The sequence below is a fragment of the Limnohabitans sp. 15K genome, assembly GCF_002778285.1.
In the GTDB taxonomy this organism is placed as follows: domain Bacteria; phylum Pseudomonadota; class Gammaproteobacteria; order Burkholderiales; family Burkholderiaceae_C; genus Limnohabitans_A.
The window spans coordinates 503,045-522,737 of the sequence record NZ_NESM01000001.1; the positions used below are offsets into that span (position 1 = coordinate 503,045).

At 57.9% G+C, this 19,693-nt stretch carries 21 protein-coding genes; 2 read left to right on the top strand and 19 right to left on the bottom strand.

Annotated features, from left to right (window positions below; translation table 11 throughout):
* Positions 1-21: 21 nt before the first annotated feature.
* The 7 genes from B9Z40_RS02320 to aroE form a co-directional block, all read right to left on the bottom strand.
* Positions 22-855 (bottom strand): shikimate dehydrogenase, encoded by an 834-nt coding sequence (locus tag B9Z40_RS02320; RefSeq protein ID WP_100171702.1) that lies wholly within the window; start codon positions 853-855, stop codon positions 22-24.
* A 24-nt stretch (positions 856-879) separates the two neighbouring features.
* Positions 880-1,320, bottom strand: a complete 441-nt coding sequence (aroQ, locus tag B9Z40_RS02325) for a type II 3-dehydroquinate dehydratase (protein WP_100171703.1) — start codon at positions 1,318-1,320, stop codon at positions 880-882.
* 66 nt (positions 1,321-1,386) lie between these two features.
* The gene (locus B9Z40_RS02330; RefSeq protein WP_100171704.1) at positions 1,387-2,418 is read right to left on the bottom strand and encodes a TRAP transporter substrate-binding protein; all 1,032 of its coding nucleotides are present in this window, start codon (positions 2,416-2,418) and stop codon (positions 1,387-1,389) included.
* 88 nt (positions 2,419-2,506) lie between these two features.
* Positions 2,507-3,784, bottom strand: coding sequence for a TRAP transporter large permease (locus B9Z40_RS02335; protein ID WP_100171705.1), 1,278 nt, complete (start codon positions 3,782-3,784; stop codon positions 2,507-2,509).
* 14 nt (positions 3,785-3,798) lie between these two features.
* A complete protein-coding gene (locus B9Z40_RS02340) occupies positions 3,799-4,338 on the bottom strand; it encodes a TRAP transporter small permease (RefSeq protein WP_199172469.1) in 540 nt (179 codons plus the stop codon).
* Between the two features lie 96 nt (positions 4,339-4,434).
* Complete coding sequence (locus B9Z40_RS02345) at positions 4,435-5,127, bottom strand: TetR/AcrR family transcriptional regulator (protein WP_100171706.1); 693 nt, start codon at positions 5,125-5,127, stop codon at positions 4,435-4,437.
* Positions 5,128-5,180: 53 nt separating this feature from the next.
* Positions 5,181-6,011 carry a shikimate dehydrogenase gene (aroE, locus tag B9Z40_RS02350; protein ID WP_100171707.1) on the bottom strand — a complete coding sequence of 277 codons (831 nt, stop codon included), beginning with the start codon at positions 6,009-6,011 and terminating at the stop codon, positions 5,181-5,183.
* A gap of 133 nt (positions 6,012-6,144) precedes the next feature.
* On the opposite strand from aroE, the gene B9Z40_RS02355 reads away from it, so the two are divergent.
* Positions 6,145-7,209, top strand: a complete 1,065-nt coding sequence (locus tag B9Z40_RS02355) for an alpha/beta fold hydrolase (protein WP_100171708.1) — start codon at positions 6,145-6,147, stop codon at positions 7,207-7,209.
* Positions 7,210-7,223: 14 nt separating this feature from the next.
* Here B9Z40_RS02355 and B9Z40_RS02360 read toward each other — a convergent pair whose 3' ends face one another.
* The 8 genes from B9Z40_RS02360 to B9Z40_RS02395 form a co-directional block, all read right to left on the bottom strand.
* The gene (locus B9Z40_RS02360; RefSeq protein ID WP_100171709.1) at positions 7,224-8,405 is read right to left on the bottom strand and encodes an MFS transporter; all 1,182 of its coding nucleotides are present in this window, start codon (positions 8,403-8,405) and stop codon (positions 7,224-7,226) included.
* Between the two features lie 3 nt (positions 8,406-8,408).
* Entirely contained in the window at positions 8,409-9,365 is a 957-nt protein-coding gene (locus B9Z40_RS02365; protein ID WP_100171710.1) for a Gfo/Idh/MocA family oxidoreductase, read from the bottom strand.
* 11 nt (positions 9,366-9,376) lie between these two features.
* Positions 9,377-10,255: a class III extradiol dioxygenase subunit beta gene (locus tag B9Z40_RS02370; RefSeq protein WP_100171711.1), complete on the bottom strand. Its 879-nt coding sequence runs from the start codon at positions 10,253-10,255 to the stop codon at positions 9,377-9,379.
* Positions 10,256-10,257: 2 nt separating this feature from the next.
* The gene (gene ligA / locus B9Z40_RS02375) at positions 10,258-10,716 is read right to left on the bottom strand and encodes a protocatechuate 4,5-dioxygenase subunit alpha (RefSeq protein ID WP_100171712.1); all 459 of its coding nucleotides are present in this window, start codon (positions 10,714-10,716) and stop codon (positions 10,258-10,260) included.
* Between the two features lie 10 nt (positions 10,717-10,726).
* Complete coding sequence (locus tag B9Z40_RS02380) at positions 10,727-12,403, bottom strand: tannase/feruloyl esterase family alpha/beta hydrolase (RefSeq protein WP_199172470.1); 1,677 nt, start codon at positions 12,401-12,403, stop codon at positions 10,727-10,729.
* Between the two features lie 57 nt (positions 12,404-12,460).
* A complete protein-coding gene (locus tag B9Z40_RS02385; protein ID WP_100171713.1) occupies positions 12,461-13,390 on the bottom strand; it encodes an amidohydrolase family protein in 930 nt (309 codons plus the stop codon).
* Between the two features lie 10 nt (positions 13,391-13,400).
* The gene (gene ligK / locus B9Z40_RS02390; protein ID WP_100171714.1) at positions 13,401-14,084 is read right to left on the bottom strand and encodes a 4-carboxy-4-hydroxy-2-oxoadipate aldolase/oxaloacetate decarboxylase; all 684 of its coding nucleotides are present in this window, start codon (positions 14,082-14,084) and stop codon (positions 13,401-13,403) included.
* Positions 14,085-14,188: 104 nt separating this feature from the next.
* Complete coding sequence (locus B9Z40_RS02395) at positions 14,189-15,217, bottom strand: amidohydrolase family protein (RefSeq protein WP_100172871.1); 1,029 nt, start codon at positions 15,215-15,217, stop codon at positions 14,189-14,191.
* A 165-nt stretch (positions 15,218-15,382) separates the two neighbouring features.
* Here B9Z40_RS02395 and B9Z40_RS02400 point away from each other — a divergent pair, with 165 nt between their 5' ends.
* Positions 15,383-16,294, top strand: coding sequence for a LysR substrate-binding domain-containing protein (locus B9Z40_RS02400; protein WP_100171715.1), 912 nt, complete (start codon positions 15,383-15,385; stop codon positions 16,292-16,294).
* Positions 16,295-16,353: 59 nt separating this feature from the next.
* Here B9Z40_RS02400 and dmeF read toward each other — a convergent pair whose 3' ends face one another.
* The 4 genes from dmeF to B9Z40_RS02420 are packed head-to-tail and all read right to left on the bottom strand — an operon-like array spanning position 16,354 to position 19,679.
* A complete protein-coding gene (gene dmeF, locus B9Z40_RS02405; RefSeq protein WP_100171716.1) occupies positions 16,354-17,310 on the bottom strand; it encodes a CDF family Co(II)/Ni(II) efflux transporter DmeF in 957 nt (318 codons plus the stop codon).
* A 16-nt stretch (positions 17,311-17,326) separates the two neighbouring features.
* Positions 17,327-18,280 (bottom strand): AEC family transporter, encoded by a 954-nt coding sequence (locus tag B9Z40_RS02410; protein ID WP_100171717.1) that lies wholly within the window; start codon positions 18,278-18,280, stop codon positions 17,327-17,329.
* Positions 18,281-18,321: 41 nt separating this feature from the next.
* Positions 18,322-18,630: a 2Fe-2S iron-sulfur cluster binding domain-containing protein gene (locus tag B9Z40_RS02415; RefSeq protein ID WP_100171718.1), complete on the bottom strand. Its 309-nt coding sequence runs from the start codon at positions 18,628-18,630 to the stop codon at positions 18,322-18,324.
* Complete coding sequence (locus B9Z40_RS02420; RefSeq protein WP_100171719.1) at positions 18,627-19,679, bottom strand: aromatic ring-hydroxylating dioxygenase subunit alpha; 1,053 nt, start codon at positions 19,677-19,679, stop codon at positions 18,627-18,629. The genes B9Z40_RS02415 and B9Z40_RS02420 overlap by 4 nt, the downstream gene beginning before the upstream one ends.
* Between the last annotated feature and the right edge of the window lie 14 nt (positions 19,680-19,693).

Below are 19,693 nucleotides of genomic sequence, written 5' to 3' on the forward strand. Positions count from 1 at the left end.
GGGGCTCCTGGGTAAACCGAATCAATCACCGAGCTTGGCCAGTTGGCGCAAGACATCAGCGGTGGTGGTGGGCAATCCGAAGTATTCCAGATAGGCCGGAATTTGCTCGTACAGCATGTCTGTACCCACCTGCGTGCGGCAGCCACGCGCCTGCGCAGCGGCCAAAAAAGCCGTCATCTCCGTGCGCATGACCACTTCACCCACGAAAGTATGGGGCGACAAGCGTGAAACATCCAGGGGCAAGGGGTCACTTTCGCTCATGCCCATGGGTGTGGCATTGACCACCAGGTCGTGATCAGCCGGATCGTTCGATCCCGTGCGCACTTCAATCTGGGGGTGGTTGTCTTTCAGGCGCAACGCCAAGGCATCGCAGCTGGCAACGTTCACGTCGAACAAGCTGATGGCAGCGATACCCGCGCCGGCCAAAGAGGCAGCTATGGCGCAACCCACGCCGCCCGTGCCCACCACCAACACGCGCTTGCCCGTGAGGTCAAAGCCTTTGCGCTGCACGCCGCGCACAAAACCAGCACCGTCAAACATGTCGCCCACCAAGCGGCCATTGGGCAGACGCTTGACCGCGTTGCAAGCACCGGCCACACGCACCGTGGCGGTGACTTCGTCGAGTAAGCCGACGGTCGTCACCTTGTGCGGCATGGTGATCAATGCGCCGCGAATGTTCTCAAGGGTAAAAACCGACTTGAGAAATGGGGGGTAGTTTTCGGGTTTGCAACCCATGGGCACCACCACCGCATTGATACCCGCTTCTTCGAAGTACGGGTTGTAAATCATCGGCGACTTGAAGGTGTGTGTCGGGTAGCCGATGTGGGCGATGATTTCTGTGTTGCCGTTGATCATGTGCAGGGAATCAAAAAACGCTGGTCAAGCCGCTTGGGCTGCAGACACACCTGCGCGCAGCGCCAGCAAATAACTGTCAGCACCAAAGCCGCAGATCTGGCCTTTGACGATTTCGGCAAACACCGATTTGTGACGGAATTCTTCGCGCGCGTGGATGTTGGACATGTGCAACTCCACCACAGGGCAAGTGAGCACCGCCAAGGCGTCACGGATGGCGTAGCTGTAATGGGTCCACGCACCGGCATTGATCAACACCGCATCGACCTTGTCGAAGTAGGCTTGGTGAATGCGTTCACACATGTCACCTTCATGGTTAGTCTGGTAGCACGCGACTTCAGCGCCCAACTCTTGGCCCAATTGGTGCAGGCTGGCATTGATCTCATCGAGGGTGATGGTGCCGTATTGCTGGGGGTCGCGTTTGCCAAACATGTTGTGATTCACGCCGTGCAACATCAAGACTTTCATGACAATTCCTTTGGATCAATGAAAGAGGCCTCGCCGCACACGCGGCGAAGCCTCACAAATGGGCAATTACTTGCCGGACTTCTTGGCTGGCGCTGCGGCTGCAGTGCGCACCTTCTCGATTTCACCTTGCAGTTCCTTGACCAGGTCCTGGCCGACGGTCACGCCGTACTTGGCGGTCACAGGGCGCATCTTGTCGCGCAGCTTGGCCATTTCGGCTTCTGGCAACTGGGTCACTTGCATGCCGTTTTTCTTCAAGTTGTCCAGAATGCTGGCTTCCAATGAACGGGCTTTCTCGCGCTGGAATTTGGCCGACTCGGTCACGGCGTCACCCACGATTTTTTTCTCCGCGGCTGACAGCTTTTCCCAGAACTTCTTGCTGATGATGACCGACTGAGGGTTGTATTGGTGACCGGTCAAAGCCAGGTTTTTTTGCACTTCATACAGCTTGGCACCGTTGATGGTGGCCACAGGGTTTTCCTGGCCGTCCACGGCTTTTTGGTCCAGGGCAGCGTACAACTCAGGGAATGGCAGGGGTGTGGGGTTGGCACCCAAAGCCTTGACCCAGTCCACGTTGATCGGGTTGGGGATCACGCGCAGCTTCAGGCCTTCCAGGTCTTCCACTTTGTTGATCGGGCGCTTGCTGTTGGTGATGTTGCGAAAGCCCAGTTCGTAGTAACCCAGACCGATCAGGCCCTTGTCTTCGAGCTTGGCGTGCAGCTTCTTGCCAAACGGACCGTCCACCACGGCATCGGCTTCTTTACCGGTCGCGAACATGAAGGGGAAGTCAAAAATGGCGAACTCTTTGACCTGTGCGGCAAAGATGCCGGAGTTCATGGACGCCATTTCGAGCGAGCCACCTTGAATGGCCGACACGTTGGCTTGGTCACTGCCCAGGGCACCGCCTGGGAACACATTGACCTTGATCTTGCCGCCGGAGTTCTTCTCGACGATCTCTTTGAACTTTTCCATGCCCAAAATGATGGGATGGCCCGCCGCATTTTGGTTGGCGAACTTGATGGTTTTGTCTTGGGCCGAAGCCACACCCACAGCGGCCAAGGCGACTGCAGCGATCAAGGACTTGATGAACACACGTTTCATGGGTTGTCTCCAAAAATAAAAAAGGTCGTACGCTTGCCATGAGGCGGCTTGTTGTCTGGCGTACCCGGTCAGACAACAAGACCCAAAATCAATAGAACCAGCGGGCCGGCACCATCACAATTTGCGGGAAAAGGACCATCAGGAACATCACCACAAACTGTACAGCCATGAACGGCATGACGCCACGGGTCACATCGTCCATGCGCATCCGGCCCACACCTGCCACCACGTTCAGTACCGTGCCCACCGGGGGCGTGACCAAACCGATGGAATTGTTGATGATGAACATGACGCCGAAATAAACCGGGTCAATGCCTGCAGCAGTCACCAGCGGCATGAGCACGGGTGTCAAGATCAAGATGGTCGGTGTCATGTCCATGGCCGTGCCCACAATCATGCACAAAATCATGATGGCGAACATCAACAAAGTGGGACTGCTCAACAACGGCTCCAGCAAAGAGATGACCTGTTGCGGCAAATTGGCCACCGTGATCAACCAAGCCGACACCATTGCTGCAGCCACCAAAAACATCACCACCGAGGTGGTCTTGGCGGCCGCTTGAAACACACCAAACAGTTGTTTCCAGCTCAATTCACGGTAAATCACACCGGCCACAAACAGCGCGTAAACGGCAGCCACCACAGCGGCCTCGGTGGGTGTGAACACGCCCATGCGCAAGCCCACCAAAATGATCACGGGCAGCATCAAGGCCCATGTGGCGCGGCGCAGCGCAGCCAAAATCTCCGACCAAGGTTGGCGCGGGGGAGGTGTCAATTGCTCTTTACGCGTCAACCACCCCCAAGTGATCCACAAGCCCGCGCTGAGCACGATGCCCGGAAAAATACCGGCCAGAAACAATTTGCTGATCGACACGTTGGCGGCCACACCAAAAATCACAAACCCAATCGATGGGGGAATGATCGGCCCGATCACACCACAAGCGGCAATCAAACCTGCGCTGCGCGCTTTGTCATGGCCTGCTTTGACCATCATGGGCAAAAGCAAGGCGGTCAAAGCCGCGGCATCGGCCACGGCAGAACCCGACAAGGCTGACAACAGGCAAGCGGCCACGATGGTCACATAACCCAAACCACCCCGGATGTGTCCCACCAAAGCCATCGCGAAATCGACGATGCGGCGGGACAAGCCCCCAGTGTTCATGATTTCACCGGCCAGCATGAAAAACGGCACGGCCAGCAAGGGGAAGCTGTTGGAGCCTTCGATCAGGTTTTGCGCCAGGATCTGCGCATCGAACATGTCCATGTGCCACATCAGGGCGACACCACACAACAACAAAGAAAACGCGATCGGGATGCCCAGCGCCATGGCGGCGAGCAAAGAACCCAGGAAAACGGCGATGGTCATGGTTTTTCTTTTTCTTATTTCAAAGGGGCAGGTACATCGATCGGCTCTTCTTCCGACTCGCGTACACCGACCAATTCGTTTTCTGACAAATCACCCGTCGCCAAACGCCACAGCTTGTTGAGCAAAATCACCGCGATCGAGACCGCAGCCACCATGCCGCAGCCATAAAAAATGGCCATGGAGGCCTCCATGACGGCGCTGGTCGTTTCCAAATTGATGACCGCTTGTTCGTAAGAACCTTTAAAAAGCAACCAGCACACAAACAGCATCAAGGCATGGCCAATGAACATGAACAGCTTTTTGCCATCCAAAGGCAGCCGCGAAACCAGCGTGTCCGAACCCAGATGCGCGCCGTCTTTCATGGCCACGATGGCCCCCAAGAAGGTCAACCAGACGAACAACCAGCGCGACAGCTCTTCTGACATGGTGATGCCCGAATTGAAACCGTAGCGCATGACCACGTTGCCGAACACCAGCACGACCATGACGGCCAAAGCGGCTGCGGTCAACAGATTGAGGATGTGGCAGTACCCCTCAATGATTTTCTTGATCATGCTTGCTCCAGATAAACACAGCCCATAATGTACGAACTGGTTAGTTTTTTGATCATAGTAGAAACCCTCATTGGGAAAGTTTCCAAACCCTATCAGTTATGCCGAAATGGAATGGCTGACGAAGCGCAAGATCAAGTCCACCACATGCTCGCGCTTGAGGGTGTTGGCTTTGTCCTCGCTTTGACGGTCTTGAAAGATCAAGCCAAACGTGTGGCGGTTGGACACGTTGAAAAAGGTGAAGGCCGAAATCGCAGAATGGATGTCCACCGGGTCCAGCCCGGCCCTGAAAACCCCTTGGGCCACACCCCGGTCATAGACGTCTCGCACGGAGTCAATGGCTTGGGTGTTGAGCTGCTGAATGCTCTGGCTTTGCCGCAAATAATCGCCGCGCTGGATGTTCTCGTTCATCACCAAGCGAATGAAGTCTTCGTTGTCACGGTGGTGGTCGTAAGTGAACTCCACCAAGCGTTTCAAGGCCTCCAAGGGGGCCAAGTCGTCCAAATGCAGGTCAGACTCGATGGCGCGCATGCGGCGGTAGGCTTCTTCGAGCACGGCCAGGTAGAGGCCGTCCTTGCTGCCGAAGTAGTAATAGATCATGCGCTTGCTGGTGCGCGTGGCCGCGGCGATCGCATCGATGCGAGCGCCGGTCAAACCCTTGTCGGCAAACTCGTGGGTGGCCACCGCCAAGATCTCTGCCATGGTGCGGGCCGGGTCATTGGTGCGGCCAGTTTCCTTGCCCACTGGGGCTTCAACTAGGGCGTGGGCGTCAGGATGTACCAGTTGGTTCATTTGGCGAGTATAGAGGGCCGTTCGCCTTTTTTTAAAGCCAGGATTGAGCGGACTCAGACCAAGGGCACGGTCAGTGTGGCAATCACCGCCGCCGTATAGGGCCGAACCCCACGCCACCAAGCAAAGGCCTCGGCCGCTTGTTCGGCAAGCATGCCCACGCCGTCGGCCAGACGCGTCACGCCCGCTTGCTGCGCCAGCTTCAAAAAAGGTGTGAGGCCTTTGCCGTAAGTCAGGTCGTACGCCAGGCAGCCCGGGGCAAACACCTCCGGGTGCAGGGGGGGCAGCTCGGCGCCGAGGCTGGACGAGCTGGCATTGAGCACCACATCAAACTGTCCTTGCACCGCTTCATAACCCAAACCCGTCACCGGCACCTGACCACTTTGGTGCTGGTGCGCCAAAGCCGCCAACTCTTGCGCCTTGGCCACCGTGCGGTTGACGATCACCAACTCTGCAGGTTGTTCGGCCAACAGCGGCAGCAAAGCACCACGGGTGGCACCACCCGCCCCCAAAATCAACACCCTTTTGCCTTGGACTGGAAAAGCCAAGTTGTGCACCACATCGCGCACCAAACCCACACCATCGAAGTTTTCACCAAGCACCCGGTCGCCCTCGAACTTCATCGCGTTCACGGCCCCAGCCATCTGCGCGCTGAGCGCCAAATCGGTGGCGTAAGCAAACGCATCGAGCTTGAAAGGCGCGGTGACGTTCATGCCCCGACCGCCCGATGCACGAAATACGTCCACCGCCGCCGCAAAACCGCCCAAAGGGGCGAGCAGCTTGGTGTATGCAATGTCCTGCCCGGTCACTTGGGCAAAAGCAGTGTGAATGAGCGGCGACTTGCTCTGCTCAATGGGGTTGCCAATCACGGCGTAACGGTCTGTCATGGGGTCATCTCGAACATCGATCTGTCGATCTTATCGCCGCAAAAGCCGCCGATTGAGCGAATGGATGACACGCTGGCGTCAGCTTGGGCTCATGAGATGTCCTAAATTGTCTCCTTCACTTTGGAGACAAACCATGAAAAATCGTCTACCCCTTTGGGCCAGTCTGTGCTGCTTATGGCTCAGCTTGTTCGGAAACTTGCAAGCACAAGAAGCCCCCCAACACGGCAGCTGGATCGTCAATGACTTCAAATTCCACACGGGCGAAATCTTGCCTGAACTGCGTCTGAACTACACCACCTTGGGCGACCCCAAAAATGAAGCCGTGCTCATATTGCATGGCACCACCGGCTCAGGCGTGGGCATGTTGGGGGCCAATTTTGGTGGAGAACTTTTTGGGTCAGGCCAAATTCTGGACGCCAAACGCTACTTTGTGATCTTGCCCGACGCCATTGGCACCGGCAAATCCACCAAACCCTCAGACGGGCTGCGGGCCAAGTTTCCGGCCTACAACTACGACGACATGGTCTCAGCCCAGCACCGTTTGGTCACGGAACACTTGGGCATCCGACATTTGCGTTTGGTCTTGGGCAACTCCATGGGGGGCATGCAAACCTGGATGTGGGCCGTCAAATACCCCGACATGTTGGACATCGCGGTTCCCATGGCCTCGCTGCCTTCGGCCATGTCAGGCCGCAACTGGATGCTGCGCCGCATGCTGACTGAATCCATTCGCAAAGACCCGCTTTGGATGGGCGGCAACTACAAAGAGCAGCCACCAAGCTGGCAGTTCGCTTCGGTTTTTTATGCAACGGCCACCAATGGCGGCAACCAGGGTTTGCAAAAAATTGCTGCCACCAGCGACAGGGGTGACGCTTTGCTCAAGCAGCGCCTGACGCCACCGTTGGCAGGTGATGCCAACGACCACCTTTACCAGTGGGAGTCGTCCAAAGACTATGACCCTTCTTCTGGTTTGGAGCGCATCAAAGCCACAGTGCTGGTGATCAATTCGGCCGATGATGAACGCAACCCACCCGAGCTGGGCATTTTGGAAAAAGCTTTGCCCCGCATCAAAAATTCCAAAGCCTTGATCATTCCAGGCAGCCCCGACACTTTGGGACACGGCACCACCGGCAATTCGCGATTCTGGAAAGCAGAAGTGGGTCAATTGCTGCAGTCGGCGCCCAAACTGGCGCGCTGAAACCTACAGCGGCATCAGTGCCGCCCCACCAGTCGGTTCACCACAAAGCCCAGCACCGCCACCCCCATTGCTGCGCAGCTGAAGGCATAAGGCAGCCAATCCCAGTCCACCATCTGCGCCATGAGGAGCACGCCGGTGGATTGGCCAAAAAACAAAGAGCAGGCGAACAGGGTGACGGCGGTGCCTCGGGCGGCAGGGGCCATTTGCGTGGCTTGCACCTGCAAGGTGTTATGCAGCATGTAAAAGCCAAACCCTGCAACCAAGCAGGCCAACATGCCCATGACGGGCTCGTGTGCCCAAGCCAAGGTCAACAGCCCCAGCACAATGCATGCGGCACCCAGCTTGACCAGCCCCCTCTCACCACCCAACCATGCCAGCCAACGGCGGGCCAATTGACTGTAGAGCAAACCACCCACGCCAAACAGCATCATGGCTGAACCCGCAAACACCACGCTCATGTCGAACTGTTGGTGCAAATGGGTCGGAATAAAAGCCATGGTGCCAAACACCAAGGCCCCCTCAACGCAGGTGACCGCCAAAACCTGACGTACACGAGCACCGCGCAGCATCAAAAAGGTGTTGGCAAAATAAGCCACGAATCCCGCATGCTCTGTGGGCCGGGTTTGTGCTGGCATGCCTTGCAATTTTCGCCACAACAGCACAGCGGGCAAGGCAAACATAACCGACAACACCGCAAACGCCGTGCGCCACCCCAGATGCTCGGCCGCGAAACCGCCAAACCACAAGCCCGCCATCATCCCGGTGACGGTGTACCCCATCAGTTTGGCCAGTGTTTCTTGCCGGCGCTCATAACTGACTTGGTCACCGATCCAGGCCATGGACAGCGGAATGATGCCCGCTGCCGCTGCCCCCATGAAGCCGCGCATCACCACCAACAAGCTCAGGTTTGAAGTCAGGCTGGTGATGGCGCTGAACACGGCGCAGGCCATCACCGCCAAAGAGATGACGCGCAATTTGCCAAAACGGTCACCCAATGGCCCATAAAAGAGCTGCATCACCCCGTAGACCACGGCAAAAACCGACACCACCCGAGACGCCTCACCAATGGTGACTGAAAACTCTTGCCCCAGCACCAGCAACATGGGGTCGCACAAGCGCATCGAGGCCATGCTGGCAAAACCCGCCAGACCCATCACGCGCAAGCTGTTGCGCTCAGCTTGCGCTGTGGTGGTCATGCTTCAACCATTCAATTGCTGCTCCAGATCGTGCAAAACCTGGTAGCAAGGCAGCACTTGGGCAATGCTCGAATTGGGCTCGCGGCCTTCCTGGATGGCAGCGAAGAACTCGCGGTCTTGCAGCTCGATGCCGTTCATGGACACCGCCACTTTGGACACATCGATCTGTTCTTCTTTGCCTGTGAACAAGTCGTCGTAACGCGCCAAATAGGTACCGGTGTCGCCGATGTAGCGGAAGTAAGTGCCCAAAGGACCATCGTTGTTGAAGCTCAAGCTCAGTGTGCAAATGGCACCATTGGCCGCTTGCAACTGGATGCTCATGTCCATGGCGATGCCCAAGGCGGGATGGATGGGGCCTTGCACCGCATTGGCTTTGACGACGGGGCTGCCGCACTGGTAGGCGAACAAATCCACGGTGTGGGCAGCGTGGTGCCACAGCAGGTGGTCGGTCCAGCTGCGGGCTTGGCCCAGCGCGTTCATGTTGGTGCGGCGGAAGAAGTAGGTCTGCACATCCATCTGTTGGATGTTGAATTCACCGGCCTTGATTTTGTGGTTCACCCACTGGTGGCTGGGGTTGAAACGGCGGGTGTGACCCACCATGGCCACCAGACCTGTTTCTTGTTGAACACGCAGGACTTCCTGACCTTCTTTGTACACATCGCACAGCGGAATTTCCACCTGCACATGCTTGCCCGCCTTCAGGCAAGCCAGGGTTTGGCTAGCGTGCATTTGCGTGGGCGTACACAGGATGACGGCATCGACCTCTTTCAAAGCCAGCGACTCATTCAAGTCGGTGGTGACGTGGCCAATGCCGTATTTGTCCGCAACCTCTTTGGTTTTGGCGAACTCGCGGCCAATCAGCGAGACGACTTCCACGCCGTCGATGTTTTGAATGCCGTCCAGGTGTTTGATGCCAAAGGCACCTGCACCCGCGAGGGCGACTTTGATGGTTTTGCTCATAGGGATTCCTCTTAAACGTTTTCGAGAATGACGTGGCCCACCGCCGTGTTGCTGGCGGGCACATGGTAGAAGCGGTGGCGCAGCTGGGGCGCAGGGCCTGTGGCTTGGCCGCCTTCGATGTCGCTCATGGCCCCGCGGGCGATCAGCCACATGACCAGCTCAATGCCTTCGCTGCCGGCTTCGCGCACGTAATCAATGTGCGGTGTTGCAGCAGCGGCAACCGGGTCGTTGATCAACTGGTCGAGCCAAGCGTTGTCCCACTCGCGGTTGATGAGGCCCGCACGCGCACCCTGCAACTGGTGGCTCATACCGCCTGTGCCCCAGATGTGCACGTTGATGTCTTCGTCGTAGCTCTCGACCGCCTTGCGGATGGCCTGACCCAAATTGAAGCATCGCTGGCCGCTGGGCAAGGGGTACTGAACCACATTCACGGCGAAAGGGATCACCGGGCAAGGCCAAACGCCCTTGACGGGGTCTTGTTCGCCACACATCAGCGACAAAGGCACCGTGAGGCCGTGGTCCACGTCCATCTTGTTGACGATGGTGAGGTCAAAGTCTTGCTGAATAACGGAATGGGCAATATGGCTGGCCAGCTCGGGGTGGCCTTTGACCACAGGCACAGGACGTGGGCCCCAGCCTTCGTCTGCGGGCAAGTACTGGGCTGCGGTGCCAATCGCGAAGGTGGGGATCATGTCCAAGCTGAAAGCCGTGGCATGGTCGTTGAACACCAAAATGATGACATCCGGCTTGTTGTCTTTCATCCATTGTTTGGAGAATTCGTAGCCTGCAAACAGGGGCTTCCAGTAGTCTTCTTGTGTTTTACCCAAGTCCATGGCCGCGCCGATGGCGGGCACATGCGAGGTGAAAACGGATGCGGTGATTTTGGCCATGTTTATGCTTTCTTTCCGGCTGAGCTGGACTGTTGCCCGGCTGAGCCCTGGGGCTGGTTCTGCGCTTGAGCCGTGCCGTTTTCGCCGATGTAGCGGTTGCCTTCCACGCTGCGGCCACCGCTGATCATCATGTTGCGGTATTCCTCTTCGGTCATGCCGGTCATGGAGCCCGCCATTTGCTGAAAACTCTTGCCGTCGGTCGCACCGATCTTGGCCAAGAAGTAGATGTTGCCGCCCGTGCGCATGCACCAGTTCAGGTCACGCGCCAAAACGGCCTGCTTTTGCTCTTCGCTCATCTGCCACTCGTCCAAGTAGGCACGCTCGTCGGCCTTGAAGCGTTCGCGGTTTTCCGCCTTCATCAGCGACATGCAAAACTGGTTGATCCAGTAGCCTTTGCGCGATTGCTCGGCATCAAAAATGATGGTGCCGGGCACGTCCAAATAGGGTTTTTCCAAAGACACAACTTTTCCTTTATTGCAAACACTTGAAGCTGGCGGCAGCGTTGACATCGCCACCTTGGTAACGCGGCACCAGTGGCCACTGGCACAGTGGCCGCGTGCGGATCAAATTGACCGGCAAGCTGACCGACTGATCGAGCAACTCCAAAGTTCCTGGGGCTTGACCATTTTCAACCCAACGGGTCAAGGCGCTCAGCATGTCCACATTGGCTGGGGCGCCAGCACCCACATGGTCAACACCGGGTGCCGTGTACAAACGCATGAACGCCTGTGTGGTGTCTGCGCCCATTTTCTGCCGAACCGACTCGTAGTAGCCAATCCCCGCATAAGGACTTTGCGCATAGTCGGCCATGTTTTCCAACACGATCAACTTGCCGCCTCGGGCGTGGAAGGCCGACAAATCGGGGTTGGTGGAATCCATCAAAGCTGAAATTTCTTTCACCCGAGCGGCGTGGTCACGCGCTTGGTAGGTGGTCACATCCAGCGAAGGGTTGCGGGCATAAAAATTCTGGATTGCGCCGCCGCCATAAAACCAGGCAATGCCGTTGCTCTGCTGGGGTGGCAATGAGGGCGCAGTGGCACCGGTCCACCACGCCATCCATCCGCCCGTCGCGGCAAAGGCAGGCGTCGCCTCGCCACTGGGGCCACGACCGGGATACTCTCGCAAACCATTGGCCAATTCCACGTCCATGCGCAAAGGAGCACCCAAGGTTTGCACCGCTTTGACTTGCGCTGCCGTCAAACAACTTTCGCTGGCTGTGCTTTCGCATTGGAGCTTGCGCACATCAAAAAGCTGGCGGCAACCCACCGGGTCAGACACCACACCGTCGGCCAAGCCATCGGCAGCGTCACAAGCAGCCAACACCGCTTGGCCCACCAATTTGACCTGTGCGGGGGCCATCCAGCCGCCATTCATCAAAGCCATGCCGTCGCGCAAACCTGCGTGCTGCAAGCCGGTCCAGTGGATCACGGGTACGCGGCTGAAAATGCCATCGAAGTCTTGCGGGTAGCGCTGCGCCATGGTCAGGCCTTCGCGCCCACCTTCGGAACTCCCCACGAAATACAGTTTTTCGGGTCCTTGGCCATAACTGCGTTTCATCACTTCAACCGCCACATCGCGCACCTTTTTGTAGGACGCATGGGCAAAGTTGCGCAAGGCTTCGTCGTTCAAAGCGAAAGTTTGGGGCGGCCCACCGGGTTTGTTTTGGTGACCCGAATCGGTGCCGTAGGTGACGTAACCCTGGCTCAAAGGCACGGGCTGGTCAAACGGTGCCGCAGGCACCATGGCCAAGGCATTGATCAAAACGCCGTTGAACCCTCCACCACCGTACTGCACCGATCGGCCGTTCCAGGTCATGGGCAGATTGATTTGAAATTTGATCGGTGGGGCTTGAGGATCCAGCGGGGATATCGCGCCCAAAACGCGGCAGTAAGGCGGCAGCGCAGGGCTGAAGCGGGCTGCCGGTGTGGGCCCGCGTTCGGCCACGGACAGGCCACTGGCGGCCTGCAATGCAGCCGATTCGATGCGAACAGGACCACTGGGCAGAGCCACGACTTGCGAGGGCAGTTCAAGCCCATTCAACGACTCGCAAGCCACCTTCAGAGGCAAGGCTTGCGGCGCAGCCAAGGCCGTGCCAGACGTGAATGCCGCCATGACAACCATGAGCAACGGTGGGGGAATGTGGCGCATACAGTGTCTCCTGTGGTTATGGAAAGTTGATCGAATCAACTTAAAAGGGGATCAGCTTTATTCTTCAGGCCAGTACAGGCGCATCGGGTTGTCCACCAACAGTTTCTTTTGCAATTCGGCTGTGGGCACGATGTGTGGGATGAAGTCCACCAGCAGGCCATCGTCGGGCATGTGGTCTTTCAAGTTGGGGTGCGGCCAGTCGGTACCCCAGAGCACGCGGTCGGGGAACTCCTCGACGATGCGTTTGGCAAACGGGATCACGTCTTGGTAGGCATTTTGCTCACCGTTCAAGGCCTTGGGGCCCGTGACCGACAAACGCTCTGGACAAGACACTTTGCTCCACACGTTTTTATGCTCGCGCATGAACTTCTGGAACAGCGCAAACTGCGGGCCATCCACAGGCAGCGACACATCGGGGCGGCCCATGTGGTCCACCACCACGGTGGTGGGCAATGCGGTGAAAAAGTCCCACAACTCGGGCAAGTCCACGGCTTCAAAGTAAATGACCACATGCCAGCCCCATTTCTGGATGCGGCCGGCAATTTCCAGCAACTCGTCTTTGGGCGTGAAATCGACCAAGCGCTTGACGAAGTTGAATCGCACACCGCGCACACCCGCGTCGTGCATGGCCTGGATTTCTTCGTCGGTCACGCTGCGTTTGACCGTGGCCACGCCACGCGCCTTGCCACCGGAGTTGACCAAGGCATCGACCATGGCGCTGTTGTCAGCACCATGGCAAGTGGCTTGCACCACCACGTTGCGGGCAAAGCCCAAGTGGTCGCGCAAGGCGTAAAGCTGGTTTTTGGACGCATCACAGGGCGTGTACTTGCGCTCGGGCGCATAGGGAAACTCCGCACCTGGGCCAAACACATGGCAATGTGCGTCCACTGCGCCTGCAGGCAACTTGAAGTTGGGCTTGGTTGGGCCGGTGTACCAGTCCATCCAGCCCGCGGTTTTGGTGAAGCCACCGGTCGTAGGTTTTGTCATGGTGTGTGCCTCAATCGATGTATTTCAAACCTGCAGCGGCCAACGGCTCGCGCATTTTGTACATGTCCAGACCCAGCACACCAGAAGCCAACTTGGCGCGTTTTTCGCCTTCGAAGCTTTCACGCTTTTGGGCTGCTTGCAGCGTTTCCATGGCGCGGGCAGCGGGCACACACACCACACCGTCGTCATCGGCCACGATCACGTCGCCGGGCGTCACGATCATGCCGGCACAGACCACGGGGATGTTCACTGAACCGATGGTGGACTTGATGCAGCCCTTGCTGCTGATGGCTTTGCTCCATACAGGGAAATTCATCTTTTGCAGCTCTTTCACATCGCGAGCCCCTGCATCGATGATGAGTGCACGGGCACCACGGGCCTGAAAGGAGGTAGCCAACAGGTCGCCAAAATAGCCATCGGTGCAATCTGCGGTGATGGCCGCGACCACGATGTCGCCGGGCTGAATTTGCTCAGCCACCACATGCATCATCCAGTTGTCGCCGGGGTGCAGCAGCACCGTCACGGCCGTACCCGACACTTGCGCGCCCGGATAAATGGGGCGCATGTAAGGCTTCATGAGGCCGACACGGCCCATGGCCTCGTGCACGGTGGCCGAGCCGAGTGCACCCAGGCCATCAGCGGCTGCGCGGTCTGCGCGGGTGATGTTGCGGTAAACAACGCCGAGTTCGTACATGGTTTTCTCCTGATAGGGGTTGGGTTTGTAGGAGCCGCGCCCTCGCGGCGATGGATCGTGCAGTGGGACGCCATCGCGACGGGGGCGTCGCTCCTACAAAAAAATCACTGACCTTTGGCCGTCAGCTGGTCGTCCAGACGCTTGAACACGCGGCGGGCATTGCCTTCGAACACCATATAACGCTCTTGGTCGTTCAGGTTGGACGTGGCTTGCACATAGCGCTTGGTATCGTCAAAGTAATGGCCCGTCTCAGGGTCAATGCCGCGCACCGCGCCGATCATTTCCGATGCGAACAAAATGTTCTTGACCGGGATCACTTTGGTCAGCAGGTCGATACCAGGCTGGTGGTAAACGCAAGTGTCAAAGAAAATGTTGTTCAGCAGGTGCTCGGACAACAGAGGTTTCTTCAGCTCTTGCGCCAGACCGCGGAAACGGCCCCAGTGGTAAGGCACCGCGCCACCGCCGTGCGGGATCAAGAACTTCAATGTCGGGAAGTCCTTGAACAAATCGCTGGTCAGGCACTGCATGAAGGCGGTGGTGTCGGCATTCAGATAATGCGCGCCGGTGGTGTGGAAGCAGCTGTTGCAGCTGGTCGAAACGTGGATCATCGCGGGGATGTCGTACTCGACCATCTTCTCGTAAATGGGGTACCAAGCCTTGTCGGACAAGGGGGGTGATGTCCAGTGACCGCCCGATGGATCGGGGTTCAGGTTGATGCCGACGTTGCCGTATTGCTCGACGCACTTGACCAGTTCGGGGATGCAGGTGGCCGGGTCCACACCGGGCGACTGGGGCAGCATGGCCGCAGGCACAAAGTTGTCGGGGAAAAGTTGCGCCACGCGAAAGCACAGCTCGTTGCAGATTGCCGCCCAAGTGGACGACACGTTGAAATCGCCAATGTGGTGGGCCATGAAACTGGCGCGGGGGCTGAAGATGGTGATGTCTGAGCCGCGCTCTTTCATCTTGGCCAGCTGGTTGGTCTCGATGGTCTCGCGCAGTTCGTCGTCGCTGATTTTCAGCTCAGAGACTTTGGGCATGGACGCGGGGTCCTTGATGCCAGCGATCTGGCGGTTGCGCCAGTCTTCCAGCGCCTTGGGGGCGGTGGTGTAGTGACCGTGCACGTCGATGATCAAGGGCTGGGTTTGGCTCATGGTGGTTTCCTGATGGGACAAAGGGATTGCAGTGATTGTGCCGTCCCAGCCCAAGTCAACACCGCTTCAGGGCCATCTACCAGATAGAACAAACACGAATAACGCCTAGGCGGATATGACAAAATCAAGTTTACTGAAAGCATCGCCATGGACCTCAAACAGCTCGAATACTTTGTGCGTGTGGCCGAACTGGGCAGTTTCACCCGCGCAGCGCAAGCCCTGAACATCGCCCAACCAGCGCTGAGCCGCCAGGTGCGCTTGCTCGAAGTCGAATTGCGGCAAAACCTGCTGGTGCGCAATGGCCGAGGCGCCACCCCTACCCAAGCCGGACAACTGCTGCTCGAGCACGGCCGGGGCATCTTGCACCAGGTCGAGCGCGCGCGCGAAGAACTGGGCCGTGTGCGCAGCGGGCTGTCGGGCCGTGTGGCTTTGGGCATGCCGCCAAGTGTGGCCCGGGTGCTCACGGTGCCTTTGACTCGCGCATTTCGGCAGCGCATGCCCGAAGCGCAACTGTCGATCAGCGAAGGTTTGTCCAGTGGCATGCAGGAAAACCTGCAAAACGGCCGCCTGGACATTGCCGTGCTCTACAACCCCAGCCAAGTGCCCGGCATCGAGCACACCCCGCTGGTGCAAGAAGAATTGCTGCTGGTGCAACCGCGCCCGCCGGGCCTGCAAGAAGACCCGCCGCCGCCGCCCATTGCCCTGAAAGACGTCGCTACCCTGCCCTTGGTCATCCCCACCCGGCCCAACGCGATCCGCATGCACGTCGAATCTGAAATGGCCGCCATCGGTTGCCGCCCGCTCATAGCGCTGGAGATTGACGGCGTGAGTGCCATCCTGGATTTGGTGGCCGACGGTGCGGGTTACGCCATCTTGTCGCGCAACGCCGTCATGCGCTCGGTGCGGCCTTCGGCGTTTTCGGTAAGGCCGCTGTCTGAGCCTGCCATGAACATCCAGCTGACCACCGCGGTCAGCTCACTTCGCCCCACCACCTTGACCCAGCAAGCGACATTGGCACTGATCAACGAGTTGGCACTGACTTGGCTGCAACCGGGTTGACCGCCCAAACGCCAAGCCATTGAGCTCGCAGGCCTTCACGGCGCATGACCCACAGAGACTCAGATGCGGTGGATTTCGATGGTGGCGTGAACGATTTCTTTGTGCACTGCCAGTTGCTGGCGGATGGACTGTGCCGTGATCGCATGGTCACGCGTGACCAAACTCATGGCGCAGGTATACGCATTTTTGCCCACCCGCCAAACGTGCAGGTCGGTCACACGGGTGGCGTCTGAACTGTTTTCAGCGGCAATGACTTGACGAATTTCTTCCACCACCGGGTGGTCCATCTCACGGTCCAGCAAAACCTTGGCCGTCTCCTTGACCAAGTCCTTGGCCCAAACAGCCACCAGCACGGCCCCCACGATCCCCATCACAGGGTCCAGCCAAGACCAACCATAAAACCAACCACCCACCAGGGCCACGATGGCCAACACCGACGTGGCCGCATCGGCGATCACATGCATGTAGGCCGATTTCAAATTCAAGTCGTGCTGCTGCGCGTTTTGATCGTGGGCGTGGTCATGGGGGTGCCCATGGTCATCACTGGGGTGATGGCCATGGTGGGCGTGACCCAAAACCCAGGCACAGACCAAATTGACGACCAAGCCCAAGACCCCCACGATGACGGCCTCTTGGTAATGGATGGGCCCCGGCGAGAGCAAGCGTTCCACAGAGCCCACCACCATCATGACCGCCACACCCAGCAAGAAAATAGCGCTGGTGAAGCCCGCCAAGACCTCCAGCTTCCAGGTGCCAAAAGCAAACCGCGCGTCGTTGGCATATCTGCGCGCTGCGTTATAGGCCAAGGCACTCAGGCCAATGGCCAAGGCGTGTGAGCTCATGTGCCAGCCATCGGCCAGCAAGGCCATGGAGTTGAACCACCACCCCGCAACGATTTCCACCAACATCATGACGGCCGTGATCCACATCACGGTGCGGGTACTTTTCTCTGCCGCCTCACTGCCTTCATCAAAGATGTGGTCATGGATCCATTCGGACAGATTGGTGTTGTTCATGATGGTCTTAACAAGTTCAGATGGGTATGTGCTGCAAAACCAAGAGCAAAGCGCTGAGCGAAAAGAAGGACACGATGGTGGTGAGCAGCAAAGCTGCCGCGCTGATGGCGCCGTGGCCATGGCGCTGGTTCAGTATGGTGAAGATGCCCAGCATGGGCAGTGCGCCCGATAACAAAGCGGCTGAACGCAAGGCCGGATCGGCCACCGGCACAACAAAGCTCAGCACCACCAGCATGGCCAATGGGTGCAAGAACAACTTGCCCAATGTGATCTGCGTGACCGTGCCCTTGAGACCTTCAGCCTTCAAGCCCACCAAAGAGCCGCCAATCACAAACAATGACAACACCATGCTGGCTTGGGCGAACAAATTCACAGTGCGGGCCAGAGGTGCTGACAACTGCAAGTCAAACAAAGAAAACACAAACCCACCCGCAATGCCCCAAATCATGGGGTTTTTGAGCAGGTTTTTAAGGGTTTGGGCGATCACTTGCTTCCACTGACCTGCAGGCCCACCCTCTGCATTGGCCACGGCCAACAAGAAAGGAATCATCAAGAGGTTTTCAACCACCATGTTCAGCGCCAGCGCCACACCGGCCACGGGGCCCAAGGTCAACAGCATGATGGGGTAACCCACAAAGCCGCTGTTCGGGCAAGACATGCCCATGGCCATCATGCTGCTGTAGCTCAGACTGTGGCCATTAACCTTGCGTGCCCAAAACAGGCCGCCCAGTGCCACCACCAATGAGCCCAAAGCATAGGCCAACAGGTAATGGCCATTGAGGATTTCACCGATTCGGCGTTGCGACAAGGCGTTGAACAACAAAGCAGGCAGGGCCAGGTTCAGCGTGAACTTGCCAAAGACCTGCATGTCGCTTTTGGCAAACATGCCCTGACGGGTGAACACATAGCCCAGCGCAATGGCCAGGTAAATCGGACCGGTGATGCCCAGAATTTCAAGCGTTGCGTTCATGAGAAGGGGCGGTTCAACTTCGGCTCAGGCGATGGGAAAAATTACAAATCCAGCACCAAACGCGCCGTCTGGCTGCGTGAGCAGCACAGCATGATGCAGTCGCCTTTTTCTTGCTCTTCGGGTGTCAGGTAACTGTCCCAATGGTCAGGCGTACCGGCCACCACTTTCGTCAAACAGGTGCCACAAATGCCCTCCTCACAGGAAAACGGCACATCGTGTCCGGCGTCTTGCAGCACTTTCAAAATCGATTGGTCTTTGGTGACCTGCAGGGTTTGGCCACTTTTTTGCAGTTGCACTTCAAATGTACCGTCGGCGGCGAACGGGGTTTGGCTCAGGTTGGGCGTGTTCATGCGGTGACTCCGGTGTGGGTTTCTTCGGCCAGCAAGCGATCGATGATGCGGCGGGACTGCACACCGCCTGAATCGATGTTGAGCATGAGCAACTTGCGCTCTGGCCACTTGCTGATGTTGGCTTGCTGCAATTGGAGCATCTCCATGTCTTCGTTGAAGATGCCACCCTGACCTGCTCGGATCTTGTCGGTGAGGTCAGCGTCTTCGGGCTTGAACTGGCGTGCCATGCCCCAGTGGTACCAATGGGAGGTTTCGGTCTCGGGCGTGATGAAATCCACCACCACGCTGTAGGCCTTGTGTTCAGGTGCCGCATCAAAGCCGCCTTTGCCTGCCAACGCCACGCCCACGTCGATCATGATGTGGGTGGGCGGCGTGAAGCGGCAAATCTGCCAGCGGTCGACCTTGGCTTGGGGGTCCAAGCCATTGGCGCTCATGGCCATTTGCCAAAACGGCGGGGCTTGAATGCCTGCCATGTGGCGCTGCAAGATGACTTGGTCACCGTCCACCGAAGTGGTGCAAGGGGTCTCATCGATTTCGGGCTGGCCAATGCTGTTGGCGTGCACATAGGTCTCGTGCGTCAAGTCCATCAGGTTGTCGATCATCAGTCGGTAATCGGCCTTGACGTGGTACAGCCCTCCGCCATAGGCCCAGGCGGGGTTGTCAAAGAACTCGAATACGGGCATTTTCGCCACATCGACTTTGGATTGGTCACCGGGCCAAACCCAGACAAAACCGTAGCGCTCCACCACGGCATAACTCTTGACAGCCGGAAAGCCGCGCACGCGTTGTCCGGGCATGTGCACAACCTTGCCTTCACAACCCATTTCCAGGCCGTGGTAACCACACACCAAATTGCCATTGCAAACTTTGCCCAATGAGAGCGGTGCACCCCGGTGCGGGCAAAAGTCTTCAACTGCCGCGACTTGGCCTTCGGGGCCTTTGAAGAAAGCCATCTGCTCATTGCAAATGGTGCGGCCCAAGGGCTTGTCGCCCAAGGCGTTCAAATCGGCCAGGGAACAGGCCACGTACCAGGTGTTTTTGATGAACATCTTGTCCTCACTCT